Source organism: Stenotrophomonas sp. 82F1 (assembly GCF_056861525.1).
On sequence record NZ_JBSPUD010000024.1, the window covers coordinates 1 to 17,359 of the forward strand.

At 63.9% G+C, this 17,359-nt stretch carries 16 protein-coding genes and 3 tRNA genes; all 19 read left to right on the forward strand.

Features of this window, described 5'->3' with window-relative positions; genetic code table 11:
* The first annotated feature begins 517 nt into the window (after nt 1-517).
* Nucleotides 518-1,273 carry a triose-phosphate isomerase gene (gene tpiA, locus AC13GI_RS18460; protein ID WP_380655241.1) on the forward strand — a complete coding sequence of 252 codons (756 nt, stop codon included), beginning with the start codon at nt 518-520 and terminating at the stop codon, nt 1,271-1,273.
* A 50-nt stretch (nt 1,274-1,323) separates the two neighbouring features.
* On the forward strand, nt 1,324-1,761 hold the full coding sequence (gene secG / locus AC13GI_RS18465) for a preprotein translocase subunit SecG (RefSeq protein ID WP_025876192.1): 438 nt from the start codon (nt 1,324-1,326) through the stop codon (nt 1,759-1,761).
* A gap of 51 nt (nt 1,762-1,812) precedes the next feature.
* Nucleotides 1,813-1,897 (forward strand) — tRNA-Leu (locus tag AC13GI_RS18470).
* A 111-nt stretch (nt 1,898-2,008) separates the two neighbouring features.
* Nucleotides 2,009-2,365: an NADH-quinone oxidoreductase subunit A gene (locus AC13GI_RS18475; protein WP_005414075.1), complete on the forward strand. Its 357-nt coding sequence runs from the start codon at nt 2,009-2,011 to the stop codon at nt 2,363-2,365.
* Nucleotides 2,356-2,910, forward strand: coding sequence for a NuoB/complex I 20 kDa subunit family protein (locus AC13GI_RS18480; RefSeq protein ID WP_089236302.1), 555 nt, complete (start codon nt 2,356-2,358; stop codon nt 2,908-2,910). Before AC13GI_RS18475 ends, AC13GI_RS18480 begins: the two co-directional genes overlap by 10 nt.
* 33 nt (nt 2,911-2,943) lie before the next feature.
* Complete coding sequence (locus tag AC13GI_RS18485) at nt 2,944-3,690, forward strand: NADH-quinone oxidoreductase subunit C (RefSeq protein ID WP_099819055.1); 747 nt, start codon at nt 2,944-2,946, stop codon at nt 3,688-3,690.
* Nucleotides 3,687-4,994, forward strand: a complete 1,308-nt coding sequence (locus AC13GI_RS18490; protein ID WP_025876202.1) for an NADH-quinone oxidoreductase subunit D — start codon at nt 3,687-3,689, stop codon at nt 4,992-4,994. Before AC13GI_RS18485 ends, AC13GI_RS18490 begins: the two co-directional genes overlap by 4 nt.
* 97 nt (nt 4,995-5,091) lie before the next feature.
* A complete protein-coding gene (gene nuoE / locus AC13GI_RS18495; RefSeq protein WP_025876204.1) occupies nt 5,092-5,619 on the forward strand; it encodes an NADH-quinone oxidoreductase subunit NuoE in 528 nt (175 codons plus the stop codon).
* A 4-nt stretch (nt 5,620-5,623) separates the two neighbouring features.
* Nucleotides 5,624-6,964, forward strand: coding sequence for an NADH-quinone oxidoreductase subunit NuoF (gene nuoF / locus AC13GI_RS18500; protein WP_025876206.1), 1,341 nt, complete (start codon nt 5,624-5,626; stop codon nt 6,962-6,964).
* Nucleotides 6,961-9,207, forward strand: a complete 2,247-nt coding sequence (gene nuoG / locus AC13GI_RS18505; protein ID WP_482997010.1) for an NADH-quinone oxidoreductase subunit NuoG — start codon at nt 6,961-6,963, stop codon at nt 9,205-9,207. The genes nuoF and nuoG overlap by 4 nt, the downstream gene beginning before the upstream one ends.
* On the forward strand, nt 9,204-10,298 hold the full coding sequence (nuoH, locus tag AC13GI_RS18510) for an NADH-quinone oxidoreductase subunit NuoH (protein ID WP_099819057.1): 1,095 nt from the start codon (nt 9,204-9,206) through the stop codon (nt 10,296-10,298). Before nuoG ends, nuoH begins: the two co-directional genes overlap by 4 nt.
* A gap of 3 nt (nt 10,299-10,301) precedes the next feature.
* Nucleotides 10,302-10,790: an NADH-quinone oxidoreductase subunit NuoI gene (nuoI, locus tag AC13GI_RS18515; RefSeq protein ID WP_005417924.1), complete on the forward strand. Its 489-nt coding sequence runs from the start codon at nt 10,302-10,304 to the stop codon at nt 10,788-10,790.
* Nucleotides 10,791-10,799: 9 nt separating this feature from the next.
* On the forward strand, nt 10,800-11,456 hold the full coding sequence (locus tag AC13GI_RS18520) for an NADH-quinone oxidoreductase subunit J (RefSeq protein ID WP_099819058.1): 657 nt from the start codon (nt 10,800-10,802) through the stop codon (nt 11,454-11,456).
* Complete coding sequence (gene nuoK / locus AC13GI_RS18525; protein ID WP_006381125.1) at nt 11,453-11,758, forward strand: NADH-quinone oxidoreductase subunit NuoK; 306 nt, start codon at nt 11,453-11,455, stop codon at nt 11,756-11,758. Before AC13GI_RS18520 ends, nuoK begins: the two co-directional genes overlap by 4 nt.
* 7 nt (nt 11,759-11,765) lie before the next feature.
* Nucleotides 11,766-13,925, forward strand: coding sequence for an NADH-quinone oxidoreductase subunit L (gene nuoL, locus AC13GI_RS18530; protein WP_482997011.1), 2,160 nt, complete (start codon nt 11,766-11,768; stop codon nt 13,923-13,925).
* 23 nt (nt 13,926-13,948) lie between these two features.
* Entirely contained in the window at nt 13,949-15,457 is a 1,509-nt protein-coding gene (locus AC13GI_RS18535) for an NADH-quinone oxidoreductase subunit M (protein WP_089236294.1), read from the forward strand.
* Between the two features lie 15 nt (nt 15,458-15,472).
* Nucleotides 15,473-16,933 carry an NADH-quinone oxidoreductase subunit NuoN gene (nuoN, locus tag AC13GI_RS18540; protein ID WP_380655223.1) on the forward strand — a complete coding sequence of 487 codons (1,461 nt, stop codon included), beginning with the start codon at nt 15,473-15,475 and terminating at the stop codon, nt 16,931-16,933.
* A gap of 129 nt (nt 16,934-17,062) precedes the next feature.
* Nucleotides 17,063-17,139 (forward strand) — tRNA-Met (locus AC13GI_RS18545).
* Between the two features lie 84 nt (nt 17,140-17,223).
* Nucleotides 17,224-17,300: transfer RNA gene (locus AC13GI_RS18550), tRNA-Met, on the forward strand.
* Nucleotides 17,301-17,359: the final 59 nt, after the last annotated feature.

The following is a 17,359-nucleotide window of genomic DNA, read 5'->3' on the forward strand; positions in this document are numbered from 1 at the left end:
AAACCCATCCCTGGGGGCTCGATGGCGCCATCCATGGCGCCAACGGTCCTGCCAGCCCACACCGCCCCACCCCCGACAATTTCCCGCGGCCGTTGGTAGGTGTCGACCTTGGTCGACACGATCTATCCACGTCATGCGTGGATGAGATCTGTCAGATCTCGAAACAGGGGAGGGGGCCGAAGCTCTGCTTTCGCTTTTGCTTTTGATCTTCTTTTTTCTTTCCGTGGCGGGCGGAACCGCCGGAATGTGTCAGGGGCCGGGCGGGTGGGGCTGGCGAGGGTGTCCGCGGCATGGATGCCGCGGCCAAGCCCCCATGGACGGGTTCACGGCGTCCCTCGCCAGTCCCGCCCGCCCGGCCAACCCCACAAATCCAGCCGGGGCTCTCCGCGACCAACCCCACCCCCGCCACGAGGGGCTGCGCCGTTGGCTGAAAACCCATGTAACCGCTTACAAAGAAACGGTTTTTTGCCGCAGCAGGTATCATGGGCGGCTGAGTTCATACAGGAGCCACCCGCTCATGCGCCGCAAGATCGTCGCTGGAAACTGGAAGCTGCACGGCAGCCGTCAATTCGCCACCGAACTGCTGGGGCAGGTCGCTGCCGGGCTGCCGAAGCGCGGAGTGGAGGTGGTGATCCTGCCGCCGATGCCCTACCTGGGTGAGCTGGTCGAAGACTTCGGCGACACCGGCCTGGCCTTTGGTGCACAGGACGTCAGCAGCAACGAGAAGGGCGCCTACACCGGTGAGGTATGCGCGGCCATGCTGCACGAGGTGGGTGCCCGCTATGGCCTGGTCGGCCACTCCGAGCGCCGCCAGTACCACAACGAGAGCAGTGAGCTGGTGGCCCGCAAGTTCGCTGCCGCCCTGCATGCCGGCCTCGTGCCGGTGCTGTGCGTCGGTGAAACCCTTGAGCAGCGCGAGGCCGGGCAGACCGAGGCGGTCATCGCCAGCCAGCTGGCCCCGGTGCTCGAGCTTGTCGGGGCCGAGGGCTTCGCCAATGCCGTGGTCGCCTACGAGCCGGTCTGGGCGATCGGCACCGGCCGTACCGCCACCAAGGAGCAGGCGCAGCAGGTGCACGCGTTCATTCGTGGCGAAGTCGCGCGCATCGATGCTAGAATTGCTGATTCACTGCCCATTGTTTACGGCGGTAGCGTGAAGCCCGACAATGCCGGGGAACTGTTCGCGCAGCCGGATGTCGATGGTGGGCTGGTTGGTGGTGCCTCCCTGGTGGCCGCCGACTTCCTGGCCATCGCAGAGGCGGCGGCAAACAATTAGTTACGGTTGCCGGCTAGCCGCCGGCACTCTAGTCCGAGGGCGGATTTCCAATGCTGATGTTGATCCTCAATGTCGTCTACGTGCTGGTTGCCGTAGCCATGGTCGCGCTGATCCTGATGCAGCGTGGCTCGGGTGCGGCGGCAGGTTCGGGCTTTGGCGCTGGCGCCTCGGGGACCGTGTTCGGTGCGCGTGGCGCGTCCAACTTCCTGTCCAAGTCGACCAAGTGGCTGGCCGTGGTGTTCTTCGGCATCAGCCTCTTCATGGCCTGGTACGCCGGCCATGGCAACCGCCCGGCCGCCGATCAGGATCTGGGCCTGATGTCCGCCCCGGCGGCCAGTGCTCCGGCCGCTCCGGCGGGCGAATTGCCGGCCGTTCCGAAGGCCGATGCGGTCCCGGCCGCCCCGGTTCCGGCCGCAACTGTGCCGGCTCAGGCGGAATCTTCGGTTTCTGGTGAAGAAAAGCCTTCGGAAGGCTCCCAGAAAGACTGAAGCCGGTTACAATACGCGGCGCATCGGGAAGATAGTCTGATGTGATCGTTTGCCCAGGTGGCGGAATTGGTAGACGCACTACCTTGAGGTGGTAGCGACTTAGGTCGTAGGGGTTCGAGTCCCCTCTTGGGCACCATTTAGTAAGTAAGCGGGTTGGTCTGGCGCGCAAGGCGCCAGGCAGATTCCCGTCCACTCCCCCATGCCAAAGCGCCTGCAGGCGCAGCGGCAGAGGCAAGAGAGAATCGCTGTGCTGGCCGAATATTTGCCGTCTCTGCTGTTTCTGATCGTTGCCACCGGTATCGGCATTACGCTGATGCTGGTTGGTCGATTCCTCGGTCCCCGCCGCCCCGATCTGGAAAAGCTGTCGCCGTACGAGTGCGGCTTCGAAGCCTTCGAAGACGCACGTATGAAGTTCGACGTGCGCTACTACCTGATCGCGATCCAGTTCATCGTCTTCGACCTGGAAATCATCTTCATCGTGCCGTGGACGCAGGTCTTCATGGAGCTGGGCGCGCGTTCGCTCGTCACCATGGGTCTGTTCGTCGGCATGCTGTTCCTCGGTTTCATTTATGTCTGGAAGAAGGGAGCGCTGGAATGGGAGTGATTCAGACTCTCGATGGCCTGATGACCAATCCTGTCCCGGAAGGGCGGGTTGATGACATCCTGCGGCCGGAAGGCGACAACCCCTTGTTGGAAAAGGGTTTTGTCACCACCAGCGTCGATGCGCTGCTGAACTGGGCACGTACCGGTTCGATGTGGCCCATGACCTTCGGTCTGGCCTGCTGTGCGGTCGAAATGATGCACGCAGGTGCGGCGCGCCTGGACCTTGACCGCTACGGTGTGGTGTTCCGCCCGTCGCCGCGTCAGTCCGACGTGATGATCGTCGCCGGCACCCTGGTCAACAAGATGGCCCCGGCGCTGCGCAAGGTCTATGACCAGATGCCCGACCCCAAGTGGGTGATCTCCATGGGCAGCTGCGCCAACGGCGGTGGTTACTACCACTATTCCTATTCTGTGGTGCGCGGCTGTGATCGCGTGGTGCCGGTGGACATCTATGTCCCGGGCTGCCCGCCGACCGCCGAGGCGCTGGTGTACGGGATCCTGCAGCTGCAGAAGAAGATCTGGCGTACACAGACCATCGCCCGCTGACCCCTTCACCTGACAAGAGCGCGCCAAGCCCCCATGGCAGAGCAAGCATCCTTCATCGACCGACTCTCCGCACGTTTCGCAGGTGCGAAGGTCATCGTGGTCGAACCCCGCGGCGAAGTGACGCTGGAAGTGCCTGCCGCTGAGTGGCACGCCACCGCCCTCGCGCTGCGTGACGAGTTTGGTTTCGAGCAGGCCGTGGACCTCTGCGGCGTCGATTACCTCGGTTATGGCTCCGACGAGTGGGACACCGCCGACGTGTCTTCGCAGGGCTTCAGCCGCGGTGTCGAAGGCAAGGCCCAGGGCCGCTTCGCCTGGGGCGAGTTCCCCAGCGAAGAGAGCGCCGACGGCGCCCGCCCGCAGCACATGCCGACCCAGCGCTTTGCCGTGGTCGCACAGCTGCGTTCGTACCAGCACAACCTGATGTTGCACCTGCGCTGCTTCGCGCCTGACGAAGCGCTGCCGGTGGTGTCCTCGCTGACCGGCATCTGGCCGGGCCTGAACTGGTTCGAGCGCGAAGCGTTCGACCTGTATGGCGTGATCTTCGAAGGTCACCCGGACCTGCGCCGGATCCTGACCGACTACGGTTTCGTCGGCCATCCGTTCCGCAAGGACTTCCCGCTGATCGGCAACGTCGAAGTCCGCTACGACGAAGAAAAGAAGCGTGTCATCTACGAACCGGTCACCTCGGTGGAGCCGCGTGTCGGCGTGCCGCGCGTGATCCGCGACGACGCCCGCCTGCAGACCGCTGCCGGCGAGCGCTCGCAGGAGGCAGTGAAGTGAGTCACGTACACCAGGCCGGCGAAGCATTCGCCAGCAATGCTGCCGAAAGCCGGCAGGAAATCCGCAACTACACCATGAACTTCGGCCCGCAGCATCCGGCCGCGCACGGTGTGCTGCGCCTGATCCTGGAAATGGACGGCGAGACCATCATGCGTGCCGACCCGCACGTGGGTCTGCTGCACCGGGGCACCGAGAAGCTGGCCGAGTCCAAGCCCTTCAACCAGTCGATCGGCTACATGGATCGCCTGGATTACGTGTCGATGATGTGCAACGAGCACGCCTATGTGCGCTCGATCGAGACCCTGATGGGCATCGAGGCGCCGGAGCGTGCGCAGTACATCCGTACGATGTTCGACGAGATCACCCGCATCCTGAACCACCTGATGTGGCTGGGCTCCAACGCCCTCGACCTGGGTGCGATGGCGGTGATGCTGTACGCCTTCCGCGAGCGCGAAGAGCTGATGGACTGCTACGAAGCGGTCTCCGGCGCGCGCATGCACGCGGCGTACTACCGTCCGGGCGGCGTTTACCGCGACCTGCCGGACCACATGCCGAAGTACAAGGAATCGCGCTGGCACAAGGGCAAGGCCCTGAAGAACCTCAACGCCTCGCGCGAAGGTTCGCTGCTGGACTTCCTGGAAAACTTCACCAATGAGTTCCCGGGCCGTGTCGACGAATACGAGACCCTGCTGACCGACAACCGTATCTGGAAGCAGCGTACCGTTGGCATCGGCGTGGTCACCCCGGAACTGGCCCACCAGTGGGGCATGACCGGCGTGATGCTGCGTGGCTCGGGCGTTGCCTGGGACCTGCGCAAGAAGCGTCCGTACGCGAAGTACGATGCCGTCGATTTCGACATCCCGCTGGGCAAGGAAGGCGACTGCTACGATCGCTACCTGTGCCGCGTGGCCGAAATGCGCGAGTCCAACCGCATCATCAAGCAGTGCGTGGCATGGCTGAAGGCCAACCCCGGCCCGGTCATGGTCAAGAACTTCAAGGTCGCTCCGCCCAAGCGCGAGGACATGAAGGACGACATGGAAGCGCTGATCCATCACTTCAAGCTGTTCAGTGAAGGCTATTGCGTGCCGGCCGGCGAAACCTACGCCGCGGTTGAAGCGCCCAAGGGCGAATTCGGCTGCTACCTGGTTTCCGACGGCGCCAACAAGCCGTTCCGCGTACACCTCCGTGCGCCGGGCTTCGCCCACCTGTCCTCGATCGATTCGATCGTGCGCGGCCACATGCTGGCCGACGTGGTGGCGATGATCGGTACCTACGATCTGGTGTTCGGCGAGGTTGACCGGTAATGCCGTCCGCCACGCCAACGCCCGCTGCAGGCAGCCGGCGCAAGCCGGCGCCGCAGTTTCTGCAATTTCACGTTATGCATTTCGCTGAGGTCGGCCGATGAAGGCGACAGGTAATTTCGAGGCGGCGCGCGACGTCGACCCGATGGTGGTGTTGAGCGACAAAACCCGCGCTCACATCGATCACTGGCTGTCCAAGTTCCCGCCGGACCGCAAGCGCTCTGCCGTGCTGCAGGGTCTGCATGCTGCCCAGGAGCAGAACCAGGGCTGGCTGACCGACGAGCTGATCGCCGGCGTGGCCAAGTACCTGGACCTGCCGCCGGTGTGGGCCTACGAGGTTGCCAGCTTCTACTCGATGTTCGAGACCGAGAAGGTGGGCCGCAACAACGTGGCCATCTGCACGAACATCAGCTGCTGGCTCAATGGCGCCGAAGACATCGTGCGCCATTGCGAGAAGAAGCTGGGCATCAAGAACGGTCAGTCAACCGCTGACGGCCGCGTCTACCTCAAGCGTGAGGAAGAGTGCCTGGCCGGCTGCGCGGGTGCACCGATGATGGTCATCAATGGTCACTACCATGAGCGTCTGACCCTGGAAAAGGTCGACGAGCTTCTGGACGGGCTGGAGTAAGGGCATGGCACATCACCACGAATCCAAGGGTCCGGTCGGCCCCGCGCCGCTGCCGCACCAGGTGGTCTACACCACCCTGCATTACGACACCCCGTGGTCGTACGAAAGCTATCTGAAGACCGGTGGCTATGCCGCCCTGCGCAAGATCCTCGAAGAGAAGATCCCGCCGGAGCAGGTCATCGAGATGGTCAAGGCCTCGGGCCTGCGCGGCCGTGGCGGCGCTGGTTTCCCGACCGGCCTGAAGTGGTCCTTCATGCCCAAGGGCAACGTGCAGAAGTACATCCTCTGCAACTCGGATGAATCCGAGCCGGGCACCTGCAAGGATCGCGACATCCTGCGTTACAACCCGCATTCGGTGGTGGAAGGCATGGCGATCGCCTGCTACGCCACCGGTTCCACCGTGGGCTACAACTACCTGCGCGGTGAGTTCCACCACGAGCCGTTCGAGCACTTCGAGCAGGCCCTGGCCGATGCCTATGCAAACGGCTGGCTGGGCAAGAACGTGCTGGGCTCGGGCGTGGATATCGACATCTACGGCGCCCTCGGTGCCGGCGCCTACATCTGCGGCGAAGAAACCGCGCTGATGGAATCGCTGGAAGGCAAGAAGGGTCAACCGCGCTACAAGCCGCCGTTCCCGGCCAACTTCGGTCTGTATGGCAAGCCGTCGACGATCAACAACACCGAAACCTATGGTTCGGTGCCGGCGATCATCCGCAATGGTCCCGAGTGGTTCAAGGGCCTGAGCCTGACCGCCAATGGCGGCCCGAAGTGCTTCTCGGTGTCCGGCTGCGTGCAGAAGGGCGGCAACTTCGAAGTGCCGCTCGGCACCACCTTCGACGACCTGCTGGAAATGGCTGGCGGCCTCAAGCCGGGCCGCAAGCTCAAGGGCGCGATCCCGGGCGGCGTGTCCATGCCGGTGCTGACCGCGGCCGAGCTGAAGGGCCTGCCGATGGACTACGACACCATCCGTGCGCTGGGCTCCGGCCTGGGTTCCGGTGCGGTCGTGGTGCTGGATGACAGCGTCTGCTGCGTCAAGTTCGCTTGCCGCATCAGCCAGTTCTTCCACAAGGAATCCTGTGGCCAGTGCACCCCGTGCCGTGAAGGTACCGGCTGGATGCACCGCGTGCTGGAGCGCATCGTCGCCGGCAAGGCCACGATGGAAGACCTGCACCAGTTGAAGACCGTGGCCGGCCAGATCGAAGGCCATACCATCTGTGCGTTCGGCGAAGCGGCGGCGTGGCCCATCCAGGGCTTCCTGCGCCAGTTCTGGGACGAATTCGAGTACTACATCGTCAACGGTCATTCGATGGTTGACGGCAAGAAGGTGGAGGCAGCCGCTGCATGAGCGCGCAACCCAATAATCCTGGAGTGACCCCCAGCGTGCCACCGGATCACGTCACCATCGAGATCGATGGCAAGGCGCTGGTCGTGCCCAAGGGTTCGATGATCATCCAGGCCGCCGACAAGGCGGGCATTTCGATTCCGCGCTTCTGCTACCACGAGAAGCTGCCGATCGCTGCCAACTGCCGCATGTGCCTGGTCGACGTGGAAAAGTCGCCGAAGCCGGCGCCGGCCTGCGCCACGCCGGTGATGGACGGCATGAAGGTCGCCACCCGCAGTGAAAAGGCGCTGAAGTTCCAGCGCTCGGTGATGGAATTCCTGCTGATCAACCACCCGCTGGATTGCCCGATCTGCGATCAGGGCGGCGAGTGCGAGCTGCAGGACGTGTCGCTGGGCTACGGCCGTTCGGTCAGCCGCTTCAACGAGCGCAAGCGCGTGGTGGCCGACGAGGACATGGGGCCGCTGGTCGCCACCGAGATGACCCGCTGCATCCAGTGCACCCGCTGCGTCCGCTTCACCGCCGACGTTGCCGGTACCTACGAGCTGGGTGGCATGTACCGTGGTGAAAACCTGCAGATCGGCACCTACGACGGCAAGCCGCTGACCACCGAGCTTTCGGGCAATGTGGTCGACGTGTGCCCGGTCGGCGCGCTGACCAACAAGGTGTTCCAGTTCCGCGCCCGTCCGTGGGAACTGACCGCGCGCGAATCGCTGGGCTACCACGACGCGATGGGCTCGAACCTGTTCCTGCACGTGCGTCGCGGCGAAGTGCTGCGTACCGTGCCGCGCGACAACGAGTCGGTCAACGAGTGCTGGCTGTCCGATCGTGACCGTTATTCGCACCAGGGCCTGTACAGCGAAGACCGTGCGGTCAAGCCGCTGCGCAAGGTCAATGGCGAGTGGAAGGAAGTGAGCTGGGCCGAAGGCCTGGCCGCGGCCGCCGGGATCCTCAAGGCCAACCAGGGCGACAACCTGGGCGTGCTGGTGCACCCGTCGACCTCGAACGAAGAGGGCGCACTGCTGGCCCGCCTGGCCACTGGCCTGGGTTCGAGCAACATCGACCACCGCATCAACAACCGCGACTTCTCCGACGCCGCCACCGCCGAAGTGTTCGGCCTGCCGCTGGCCGAGATCGAAGGCGCCGACCGCATCGTCATTCTGGGCAGCAACATCCGCCACGAACTGCCGCTGCTGCACGCCCGCCTGCGCAAGGCGCAGACGACCAACGGCGCGAAGATCCACGTCGTCAACCCGGTCGACTTCGACTTCGCGTTCAGCGTTGCCGGCAAGCAGATCGTGGCCCCGTCGAAGTTCGTCGATGCGCTGGCCAACGCCGAGCTGCGTTCGGCGGTGCAGGGCGGTACCAACACCGTGCTGATCGTCGGTGGCATCGCCGAGAACCACCCGCAGGCTGCCGCGATCCGCGCCGCTGCGCGTGATTTCGCCGCCGCTACCGGTGCCAAGCTGTGCCGTATCCCGCAGGGCGCCAACGCCATCGGCCTGACCCGCGCCGGCGTGCTGCCGGCCGGCAAGGACGTCGCCGCGATGCTGGCCGATCCGCGCAAGGCCTACGTGGTCTACGGCCTGGAACCGGGCCTGGACTTCGCCGATGCTCCGGCCGCGCGCAAGGCGCTGGTCGGCGCACAGGTGGTGGCCTTCAGCCAGTTCGCCTGCGCCTCGACCCGCGACGTTGCCGACGTGATCCTGCCGATCGGTGCGCTGCCGGAAATCGATGCCACCCTGACCAACCTCGATGGTCGTGAGCAGTCGGCGCGTGCCGGCGGCAAGCTGCCGGGCGAGGCTCGCGAGGGCTGGCGCGTGCTGCGTGCGCTCGGCGCTGAGCTGGCCGTGGCCGGTTTCGAGTTCATCGACCTGGCCGGCCTGCGCGCCAGCCTGGCCCCGGTGACTGTTGCCGTCGCTGCCTCGGCCCAGCCGGCCCTTGCCGGCGAAGGCCTGGAAGTGGCCTCGACCGCTGCGATCTACCGCACCGATGCGGTGGTCCGTCGCGCCGCGGCGCTGCAGTCGCATCCGCTCAACAACGCCCCGCGCATCGTGCTCAACGCTGACGATGCCGCCCGCCTGCAGCTGCAGGAAGGGCAGATGGCCAAGGTCGGCACCGATGCCGGCAAGGCCACCCTGCCGGTGGTGGTCGACGCCCGCGTCGCTGCGGGTTCGGTCTGGATTGAATCGGGCCACGGCGCAACCGCGCCGCTGGGTGCCGCTCGTGTTTCGGTGGTGGCTGCATGAACGAATTGCTGATTAACGCGGTCGATCCGCTGCACCAGTGGCTGCTTGGCCTCGGTGACATCGGCGCGCTGATCTGGATCATCCTGAAGATCCTGGTGATCACCGTTCCGGTGATCGTCTCGGTGGCCTTCTACGTGGTCTGGGAACGCAAGCTGATCGGCTGGATGCACGTCCGCCACGGCCCGATGTACGTGGGCATGGGCATCTTCCAGGCCTTCGCCGACGTCTTCAAGCTGCTGTTCAAGGAAGTCCTGCAGCCGAGCAGCGCGAACAAGGCGATCTTCCTGCTGGCGCCGCTGATCACCCTGGCTCCGGCCTTCGCGGCCTGGTCGGTGGTGCCCTTCGATTCGCAGATCGTGCTGTCCAACGCCAACGCCGGCCTGCTGTATCTGTTGGCGATGACCTCGCTCGGCATCTACGGCATCATCCTGGCCGGTTGGGCATCCAACTCGAAGTATGCGTTCCTGGGTGCGATGCGCGCCTCGGCGCAGATGATCAGCTACGAAATCGCGATGGGCTTCGCTCTGGTCGGCGTGATGATCGCTGCGGGCAGCCTGAATCTGAGCAACATCGTGATGGCGCAGGCCGGCAATTCCGGTTTCTTCGACTGGTTCCTGCTGCCGCTGTTCCCGCTGTTCGTCATCTACTGGGTGTCGGGCGTTGCCGAAACCAACCGCGCGCCGTTCGACGTGGTGGAAGGTGAATCGGAAATCGTCGCCGGTCACATGGTCGAGTACTCGGGCGGTGCGTTCGCGCTGTTCTTCCTGGCCGAATACGCCAACATGATCCTGATCAGCTTCCTGATCTCGATCTTCTTCCTCGGCGGCTGGCTGAGCCCGATCCAGGGCTGGGTCAACCCGGGCGATATCTCGCCGCTGGTCGACTGGATCTGGAAGGGCGGTGCACCGTGGCTGTTCGTCAAGGTGTTCTTCTTCGCCAGTGCCTACATCTGGTTCCGTGCCAGCTTCCCGCGCTTCCGCTATGACCAGATCATGCGCCTGGGCTGGAAGGTCTTCATCCCGCTGGCCATTCTGTGGATTGCGGTTACCGCCGTCATGGTGTTCTTCGGCGTGATTCAAAAGGGCGTCTAAGTGATGAACAGGATTACCCATTACTTCAAGAGCCTGCTGCTGCTCGAACTGCTGGCCGGTCTCTGGCTGACGCTGAAGTACAGCTTCAAGCCGAAGTACACGATGATGTACCCGATGGAGAAGTTCCCGCAGTCGCCGCGCTTCCGTGGCCTGCACGCCCTGCGCCGTTATCCCAACGGTGAAGAGCGCTGCATCGCCTGCAAGCTGTGCGAAGCGGTGTGCCCGGCATTGGCCATCACCATCGATTCGGCCAAGCGCGAGGACGGCACCCGCCGTACCACCCGCTACGACATCGATCTGTTCAAGTGCATCTTCTGCGGCTTCTGTGAGGAAAGCTGCCCGGTGGACTCGATCGTCGAGACCCACATCCTCGAGTACCACTTCGAGAATCGTGGCGAAAACATCGTTACCAAGCCGCAGCTGCTGGCCCTGGGCGACCGTCTCGAATCCGAGATCGCCGAGCGTCGTGCCGCCGATGCCGCTTACCGCTGAGGTCGAGAGATGGATTGGGTAAATATCGCTTTCTGGGTCTTCGCCATCGCGGCAACGGTTTCGGCCGCTGCGGTGATCAGCGTGCGCAACCCCGTGCATGCTGTCCTGTGCCTGGTGCTGACCTTCTTCTCCATCGCCTGCGTGTGGCTGCTGGTCGGCGCCGAGTTCCTCGGTGTTGCGCTGGTGCTGGTCTACGTCGGCGCGGTGATGGTGCTGTTCCTGTTTGTGGTGATGATGCTGGACATCGATCCTACGAAGATGCGTGAAGGCTGGGTGCGCTACCTGCCGGTCGGCCTCATCGTTGCCGTGGCCATGCTGGTGCAGATGCTGACCCTGATCGGCGTGAAGAGCAGGGCGGTCACTCCGTTCCCGGCCGACAACGCCGCTGCGCTCGCCGCCGACAGCTCCAACGTCACCTGGCTGGCCCGCACCCTGTTCACTGAATACCTGCTGCCGTTCGAGTTCGCTGCCGTCATCCTGACCGTGGCCGTGGTCGCCGCGGTGATGCTGACCCTGCGTCGTCGTACCGGTGTAAAGAGCCAGAACCCGGGTGAGCAGACCATGGTCAAGGCGGGCGACCGCCTGCGCATGGTCAAGATGGGCGCCGAAGTGCCGGTCGTGCACAGCAACAGCAAGCCGGTTGCCGGCGAGGAGACCCAGCCGTGATTACCCTTGGCCACATGCTTGCGCTCGGCGCGGTGCTGTTCGCCATCAGCCTGGCCGGCATCTTCCTCAACCGGAAGAACGTCATCGTCCTGCTGATGTCCATCGAACTGATGCTGCTGTCGGTGAACGTCAATTTCGTCGCGTTCTCGCGTCAGTTGGGTGATCCGTCCGGCCAGCTGTTCGTGTTCTTCATCCTGACCGTCGCCGCAGCCGAGGCCGCCATCGGCCTGGCGATCCTGGTGACCCTGTTCCGTACACGCCGAACGATCAATGTCGGCGAAGTCGATTCGTTGAAGGGCTGATCCACAGATGGAAATCACTCTCTCCAAGAGTCTGTTGATCGCAGTGGTGCTTGCACCGCTGTTCGGCAGCATCATCGCCGGCCTGTTCGGTCGCCAGGTCAAGCGCTTCGGCGCGCAGACCATCACCATCCTCGGTGTCGCTGTTGCCTGCGGCCTGTCGATGCACACGCTCTACCAGCTGCTGTGGGGCGGGGCGCAGCCGTTCAACGAGAACCTGTACACGTTCTTCGAAGTCGGCCAGTACTCGGCCCACGTCGGCTTCATGGTCGACAAGCTGACCGCGATGATGATGGTGGTGGTGACCTTCGTGTCGCTGCTGGTCCACATCTACACGATCGGCTACATGCAGGACGATCCGGGTTACCAGCGGTTCTTCAGCTACATCTCGCTGTTCACCTTCTCGATGCTCACCCTGGTGATGAGCAACAACTTCCTGCAGCTGTTCTTCGGCTGGGAAGCAGTGGGCCTGGTGTCGTACCTGCTGATCGGTTTCTGGTTCAAGCGCCCGACCGCGATCTTCGCCAACATGAAGGCGTTCCTGGTCAACCGCGTCGGTGACTTCGGCTTCCTGCTGGGCATCGCCGGTGTGTTGTGGGTGTTCGGTACCCTGGATTACTCGCAGGTGTTCTCGCAGGCCGGCATGCTCGCCGACCCGCGCGCCCAGCTGCAGATCTGGGACGGCACCATGTTCGGCATGCAGCTGCTCAACGAGCCGGTGATCTGGTCGATCGCCACCGTGATCTGCATCGGCCTGTTCATCGGCGCCATGGGCAAGTCGGCGCAGGTTCCGCTGCACGTGTGGCTGCCGGATTCGATGGAAGGCCCGACCCCGATCTCGGCACTGATCCACGCCGCGACGATGGTGACCGCCGGTATCTTCATGGTCACCCGCATGTCGCCGCTGTTCGAGCTTTCGCAGACCGCGTTGAACTTCATCCTGTTCATCGGTGCCACCACCGCGTTCTTCACCGGCCTGATCGGCATCGTGCAGAACGACATCAAGCGCGTCGTCGCGTACTCCACGCTGTCCCAGCTGGGTTACATGACCGTGGCGCTGGGCGTGTCGGCGTATTCCGCTGCCGTGTTCCACCTGATGACCCACGCCTTCTTCAAGGCGCTGCTGTTCCTCGGTGCCGGCTCGGTCATCATCGCGATGCACCACGAGCAGGACATGCGCAAGATGGGCGGCCTGCGCAAGTACATGCCGATCACCTTCATCACCATGTGGATCGGTACCCTGGCCCTGGTCGGTACGCCGTTCTTCTCCGGCTTCTACTCGAAGGACACCATCATCGAGGCCGCCGAGATCCACGCCCACATGCAGAACAGCTGGGTGGCCACCTATGGCTACTGGGCCGTGCTGGGTGGCGTGCTGGTGACCAGCTTCTACAGCTTCCGCCTGCTGTTCCTGACCTTCCATGGCAAGGAACGCTTCCGCGATGCACACGATGATCACGGCCATGGTCATGACGACCACCATGCCGCCGACGCACACCATGCCGACGCGCATGACGACCACGGCCACGGCCACGGTCCGCATGAGCCGCATGAAACGCCGTGGGTGGTGACGCTGCCGCTGATCCTGCTGGCCATCCCGTCGATCGCCATCGGTTTCTTCAGCATCGGTCCGATGCTGCACGGCACCGACTGGGCCGGTCACCACGCCCACGAGGCGATCAAGGGCCAGGTCAACACGTTCTTCACCGGCATCGTCGATTTCTACGATCCGGCCAAGAACACCGTGGCCTTCCTGGGCGAGGAGTTCCATGGTCCGGTGGCGTTCGCGCTGCACGGCATGATGCTGCCGCCGTTCTGGCTGACCCTGGCAGGCTTCCTGCTGGCTGCGTTGTTCTACCTGTGGAAGCCGGACCTGTCGGGCAAGGCGCGCAAGACCTTCGCCCCGGTGGTGTCCGTGCTGGAAAACAAGTACGGCTTCGACAAGCTGTGGATCGATGGCCTCGCCGGTGGCAGCGTCAAGCTGGGCAAGGTCTCGCGCTGGATCGACAGCAACATCGTCGACGGCGTGGTCAATCTCTCGGCACGTGTTGTGGACGTCGCAGCCAGCGTGCTGCGCCGTACCCAATCCGGTTTCCTCTATCACTACGCCTTCGCGATGATCATCGGCCTGATTGCCCTCCTGGGCGTGCTGATGCATTACCTGCGTTGATGACCTGTACGGAATAAGAAGACGTGTCGAACTGGCCTCTACTCAGTGTCCTCATCTGGCTGCCGATCCTCGGCGGTGCCCTGATCCTTGCGATCCGTGATGCGCAGACCGCCCGCTGGGCGTCGCTGGGCGTCGCGGTGCTGACCTTCGTGGCGAGTCTCTCGCTGCTGGGCGGCTACAACCCGGGCATCGACGCGCTGCAGTTCGTCGAGACCCACGCCTGGATCCCGACCTACAACATCGGCTACAACCTGGGCGTGGACGGCATCGCCGTAGCGCTGATCCTGCTGACCACGCTGGTCAGCGTGCTCGCCCTGATCGGTGCCTGGAGCGCGATCGACAAGCGCGTGAACCAGTACGTGGCTGCCTTCCTGATCCTGGAAGGTGTCACCGTCGGTATCTTCTCGGCCACGGACGCGATGCTGTTCTACGTGTTCTTCGAGGCGATGCTGATCCCGATGTTCCTGATCATCGGTGTCTGGGGCGGCCCGCGCCGCATCTACGCCGCGCTGAAGTTCTTCCTGTACACCTTCCTCGGCTCGGTGCTGATGCTGGTGGCGCTGATCTACCTGTACATGAAGGGTGGCAGCTTCCAGCTGGCCGACCTGTATGCACTGCAGCTGTCGGGAAAGGAGCAGACCTGGATCTTCTTCGCCTTCCTGATCGCCTTCGCGGTCAAGGTGCCGATGTTCCCGGTTCACACCTGGCTGCCGGACGCGCACGTGGAAGCGCCGACCGCCGGTTCGGTGATCCTGGCCGCCATCGCGCTGAAGATCGGTGGCTACGGCTTCCTGCGCTTCAACCTGCCGATCGTCCCCGATGCGTCGCAGGAATGGGCATGGCTGGTCATCGCACTGTCGCTGATCGCGGTGATCTACGTCGGCCTGGTCGCCCTGGTGCAGGACGACATGAAGAAGCTGATCGCCTATTCGTCGATCGCGCACATGGGCTTCGTCACCCTGGGCACCTTCATCGCCCTGTGGCTGGTGCGTGAAGCCGGCAACGTCGATGCGGCCCGCCTGGGCCTGCAGGGCGCCATGGTGCAGATGATCTCGCACGGCTTCGTGTCCGGCGCGATGTTCTCCTGCGTCGGCGTGCTGTACGACCGCATGCACAGCCGCCGCATCGCCGATTACGGCGGCGTGGTCAACGTGATGCCCTGGTTCGCCACCTTCGCCATGCTGTTCTTCATGGCCAACGCGGGCCTGCCGGGTACCAGCGGTTTCGTCGGCGAGTTCATGGTCATCCTTGCGGCGTTCCAGCGGAACCCGTGGATCGCCCTGGGCGCAGCCACCACCCTGATCATCGGCGCGGCCTACACCCTGTGGCTGTACAAGCGCGTCTTCTTCGGCGAGGTGGCCAACAGCCACGTCGCCGAACTGAAGGACATCAACGGCCGCGAATGGCTGGTGCTGGGCGTGTTCGCCATTGGCGTGCTGGCCCTGGGCATCTACCCCAAGCCGCTGACCGACCTGATGGAGCCCTCGATCGCAAAGCTGGCGATGCAGATCGCATCCAGCAAGCTGCTGTAATTCCAGGATTTGATGATGACCACCTCGCCGCTGCTGCCACTGACCGCCGCTGACCTGCCACCGCTCGCTCCCGAGCTGGTGCTGATCGGCAGCGCCTTCGCCCTGATGATCCTCGACCTGTTCGTCAGTGAACGGAACAAGATCGTCACCCACCTGTTCTCGGTCGCCGCACTGGCCGTGGTGCTGTTCATGCTGGCCACCGGCGTGGGCGGGCAGGGGGAGGTCTTCCATGGCATGTTCGTGCGCGATACCGCCGCGGACGTGATGAAGACCGGGATCGTGCTGCTCAGCGGCCTGACCCTGATCTATGGCTGGGGCTACCTGCGCGAGCGCAAGCTGTTCCAGGGTGAGATCCCGGTGCTGATCCTGTTCGGCACCGCCGGCATGATGATCCTGGTCTCCGCCGGCAGCCTGCTGATGGTGTACCTGGGCCTGGAACTGCTGGCCCTGTGCTCCTACGCGCTGGTCGCCAGCAACCGCGAAAGCGGCCTGGCCTCGGAAGCGGCGATGAAGTACATCGTCCTCGGCTCGCTGGCCTCGGGCCTGCTGCTGTACGGCATGTCGCTGATCTACGGCGCCACCGGCAGCCTGCACCTGGATGCCATCCAGGCCGCCATCCCGCACTCGGAAGAGCGCGTGCTGCTGATCACCGGCGCGGTATTCATGATTGCCGGTGTCGCCTTCAAGCTGGGTGCCGCACCGTTCCACATGTGGCTGCCGGACGTGTACCAGGGGGCTCCGGCACCGATCGCGCTGTTCATCAGCTCGGCACCGAAGCTGGCTGCCTTCGGCATGGCCTATCGCCTGCTGGAAATGGGCGTGGGCCCGCTGTCGACCGAACTGCAGCTGATGATTGCCGGCCTGGCCGCGTTGTCGCTGGTGATCGGCAACCTGATGGCCATCGCGCAGAGCAACCTCAAGCGCATGCTGGCGTTCTCCACCGTGTCGCACATCGGCTTCCTGCTGATGGGCATCGCCGGCGGCGGTTCGCAGGGCTATGCGGCGGCGCTGTTCTACGCCCTGGCCTACGCGATCATGTCGACCGCGGCCTTCGGCGCGATCATCGCGCTGTCGCGTGCCGGCTTCGAGGCGGAGAACATCGAGGACTTCAAGGGCCTGAACGCCCGCAACCCGTGGATGGCCGGCCTGGTGCTGTGCATCATGGCGTCGCTGGCGGGCATCCCGCCGTTCCTCGGCTTCTGGACCAAGCTGGCCGTGCTCGGCGCCGCCGTCAACGGTGGCCTGCTGTGGCTGGCGCTCCTGGGCGTGCTGTGCGCCGTGGTCGGCTGCTTCTACTACCTGCGCGTCATCAAGGTCATGTACTTCGATGAGCCGGTGGGCGAGGCCATGCCGCGCAGCAAGGACCGCGTGCTGGGTGTGGTGCTGGGCGTGAACGCACTGGCATTGCTGGCGCTGGGCCTGGCCTGGAACCCGATCATGGTCTGGTGCCAGCAGGCATTTGCGCATCTTGCATAAAAGTTGACACAAAGCTGCGCGATTCGTGTAATATACGCAGCTTGAGTTGTCACTGCAGCGGTTCAGCCAGAACATCGTTGCGGAGCGCCTCCCTCGCCAGAGTGGAGGCAGCGGTTCAAACACTTCCGGTGCGGGGTGGAGCAGTCTGGCAGCTCGTCGGGCTCATAACCCGAAGGTCGCAGGTTCAAATCCTGCCCCCGCTACCAACACATCGAATCGGCGCCAACCAGTTCGATGAATGAGGAAAAGCTTGCAGGTTTTGAAGTTATACCTCATAATTCCGCTTCTGATGCGGGGTGGAGCAGTCTGGCAGCTCGTCGGGCTCATAACCCGAAGGTCGCAGGTTCAAATCCTGCCCCCGCTACCAAGTAAAGAATGCGCCTTCGAAGTTCTGCTTCGAAGGCGTTTTTCTTTGGCGCTTGCGCT